This is a genomic window from Bradyrhizobium sp. 62, from assembly GCF_023073035.1.
GTDB lineage: Bacteria > Pseudomonadota > Alphaproteobacteria > Rhizobiales > Xanthobacteraceae > Bradyrhizobium.
Genome location: NZ_JADPIT010000016.1, coordinates 55,401 through 58,726, shown reverse-complemented (window position 1 = coordinate 58,726; position 3,326 = coordinate 55,401). Strand labels below are relative to the sequence as shown.

General features: G+C 58.8%; 3 protein-coding genes. All 3 read left to right on the top strand.

Annotated features, from left to right (window positions below):
* A partial coding sequence (locus tag IVB47_RS19200) for an ATP-binding protein (RefSeq protein WP_247463338.1) occupies positions 1-1,064 on the top strand: 1,064 nt, incomplete at its 5' end.
* 458 nt (positions 1,065-1,522) lie between these two features.
* Positions 1,523-1,828 carry a hypothetical protein gene (locus IVB47_RS19195; protein ID WP_247463337.1) on the top strand — a complete coding sequence of 102 codons (306 nt, stop codon included), beginning with the start codon at positions 1,523-1,525 and terminating at the stop codon, positions 1,826-1,828.
* A 626-nt stretch (positions 1,829-2,454) separates the two neighbouring features.
* A complete protein-coding gene (locus IVB47_RS19190) occupies positions 2,455-3,057 on the top strand; it encodes an NYN domain-containing protein (RefSeq protein WP_247463335.1) in 603 nt (200 codons plus the stop codon).
* Positions 3,058-3,326: the final 269 nt, after the last annotated feature.

Below are 3,326 nucleotides of genomic sequence, written 5' to 3'. Positions count from 1 at the left end.
GGAATCTGGACACCCTGCAGCGCAATCTTCCGGCTGAATCGGGACGGTTGCAGCGGGCGGCGCGAAACGCGATGACGGGCGCGCAACGGGCAGCCACCCTAACCCAGCGGCTCCTTGCGTTTTCGCGTCGGCAACCGCTCGATCCCAAGCCGCTCGATGTGAACGCACTTGTCAACGGACTGTCGGACATGATCCATCGTACCCTCGGGGAAACGATCGACGTAGAAACTGTCCTGGGTGCAGGCGTGTGGCGAGTCGAAGCCGACCCAGCCGAATTAGAGGCGGCTGTCATCAATCTAGCCGTGAACGCCCGAGACGCTATGACGAACGGCGGTCGACTGACGATCGAGACCAGCAATGCGCACATCGACGAGGCGTACGTCGCCGCGCACACCGAAGTCGTGCCGGGCCAGTACGTTGCCATCGCGGTCACGGACACGGGCGTCGGCATGGATTCGAAAACGGTCACTCAGGCTTTCGAGCCCTTTTTCACGACCAAAGCTGTCGGCAAGGGCACCGGACTGGGGCTCAGCCAAGTGTATGGCTTCGTCAAGCAGTCCGGCGGTCACGTCAAGATCTACTCGGAAGTGGGACAGGGAACGACGGTGAAGCTGTACTTGCCGCGGCTCGCGACGCAGGCGGCGGGTGCCGAGCAAGTCGAGTCCAATCCAAGTCCCGAAGCCGCACAGGAAGAGACCGTCCTCGTCCTCGAGGACGACGACGAGGTGAGAGCATATTCAGTCGAAACTCTCCGCGAACTCGGCTACCGCGTCATCGAGGCTCACGACGGCCCCTCGGCCTTAAGGCTCCTGGAGCGGCAGCCCCGGGTCGACCTCCTCTTCACCGACGTTGTTTTGCCAGGCGGCCTGACAGGAGCACAGGTCGCCGCCCAGGCGAAGACGGTCCGTCCGACCTTGAAGGTGCTGTTCACGACGGGTTACGCCAGGAATGCAATCATCCACCACGGCCGGCTAGACAAGGGCGTGCAGTTGCTCGTGAAGCCATTCAGCTTCAGCGATCTGGCGGCGAAGGTGCGTGACGTCCTCGACGGCGCTTCGGACTAGTCCGGCTGCTGCTGCAAACAGGCGAGGCGCCGACAATCGCACCAAAGTTCCACGGAGTATTCGTCAACCATCGCTGCGGCCTTCCTTTGCTTCGACCTCCGTCGCGCGCCAAACTCACGGCGTTGTCGAGTTTGTCGAGCACGTAACCTGATAGATCATCATGATACTTGGCTCGCCGAACGGCTCGACGCGTACGCACTTAAACTAACATAGGTTTGGGATTGCCAGAATTTCCCGGCAGTCGTCAGATTTTAGTTGGCAGAAGCGAATCATGTTGGCATGCTCCTGCGACCGGGGCTGGCACGTTCATCTCGCATCTATTTACACCCGGGTTCTGAAGCAACGGCAACGCTGCGGCAGGCGTTTTAGTACGTGTTATTTAGATCAACTAATGAACTCCTGAGGCCGCCTTTGGGTGGCCTCTTCGTTTCACGTTCAATTCCTGCGGGGACATTGCAATGGCCAAACCAGCCGTTTCCCGTGATGCTTTTCGTGGACTATTCGCTTTCTACTGGGCGAAAGCTCATCACGATCACAAAGGCGAAGCCGAGGAATGCCTTTTGACGTTGTTCGGGTCTGCGGAATACATTCCCGATCGCCTGCTGCAGCAATGGTCCGAAAAAGCTGATCTACTCGGTCCAGAAACCGTCGGTAGTGTAGTGGAGCCGCGGGCCCGTGAAATCGCGAGCGGCGGCGCGCGGTACGACCATGCGAGTGATTTTCTCCACTCCCTCCTGAGAGACCTCGGGCGCAAAATGCAGTGATCAGATGCGCCGTTTCCGCTGCTCTTACCGCGCGCCTCTGATCAACTTCGACCTTATAGGCAATCTTCTGCCGGCACGCAGCTCGTTAGACCGGCGCGTCGCCTTTTAGCCCTTCGATCTCAACCCGCGCCTTCTCCCTGAGTCTAGGGAGGTGCGTGGCGCCTCAATTTTCGAGGCGAGCGAGCAGGCTGCTGGAGAGATTTGAGTTCGATACGGAGCCGTCAATAACATTTGGAAGATTGCCCTGGTGGCCTTGTAGCGAGCTGCAGTCCTGCTGCACTCACTCCCAGTCAACAAAGGGTTGCCTGACCGGTCAATGACTACCCAACGCCAGCCACGACCCCGTCTCTGTATGGACAGATCAAAGAGAGCAAAATCGCCGGCGTTCATCAGGCAAACCTTCAATACGCACTTGGAAATCGAGGATACATTACAATTTTGACAGGGAGAACTTTCGGGCAATGGTAGAGTTCCACGCCCGCACAGGCCTGATATTATTTGAAGCTTAATGTTTGCGGCTACTCGACGATCTCCGGTAGCCCTCCATATAGAATGCGACCAAACCTACGCGTCGCAAATTTCCGGGATGCTTTGAGCCCGAGTTACTCCACCGAAAGCCTGGACAGATGTCCCACTCACCTACCGACAAGATCGCGCTCTTCATCGATGGAGCCAATCTTTACGCGACGGCAAAAACTCTGGGCTTCGACATCGATTATAAGCGACTGCTGAAGGAGTTTCAGAACCGCGGTACGCTGGTCCGGGCGTTCTACTACACGGCCATCATCGAGGACCAGGAATACTCCTCGATCCGGCCGCTGATCGACTGGCTCGACTACAACGGCTACACCGTCGTCACCAAGGCGACCAAGGAGTTCATCGACGCCTCCGGCCGACGCAAGGTCAAGGGCAACATGGACATCGAGCTTGCCGTGAACGCCATGGAGCTCGCCGAGCACATCGACCAGATGGTCCTGTTCTCGGGTGACGGCGATTTCCGCTCCCTAGTCGAGGCCGTTCAGCGCCGGGGCGTGCGGGTCACCGTGATTTCCACGATCGCAAGCCATCCGCCGATGATCGCCGACGAGCTGCGCCGCCAGGCTGACGTCTTCACCGACCTCGTCGAGCTGCAGTCCAAGCTCGGCCGCGACCCGTCCGAACGCCCCGCCCCGCGAGACCGCGTGCCTAAATTCTTGCAAGAGCCGAAGGGAAACGATCCTCTAGAATAAACGACCGGCGAAAATGAGACTGGAATGGTCGGCGAGGAACGCCTTTCGCGCTACACGTGGCGCCAAAATCCTACCGCCCGGTGTGCCACACAGATCGGCAACACCTCAAACAAGATCGCACCCGTTCGTGTGAGAGTGTCGCCACCGGCCACGAGCGCTATTTCATGGAGTTTGGGGGAGCCGGTAGCGGGTTGGGGCGCGGCGGTTGCAGCAACCATTGCTGAATGCGAGCCCGCTATCACACAAATCAGATGTCGACGATCGTGTCC

What these genes read in the sequence shown, in the direction of transcription:
- IVB47_RS19195 (WP_247463337.1), top strand. Translation starts at nt 1,523, where the DNA reads ATGGCCAAACCAGCCGTTTCCCGTGATGCTTTTCGTGGACTATTCGCT.
- IVB47_RS19190 (WP_247463335.1), top strand. Translation starts at nt 2,455, where the DNA reads ATGTCCCACTCACCTACCGACAAGATCGCGCTCTTCATCGATGGAGCC.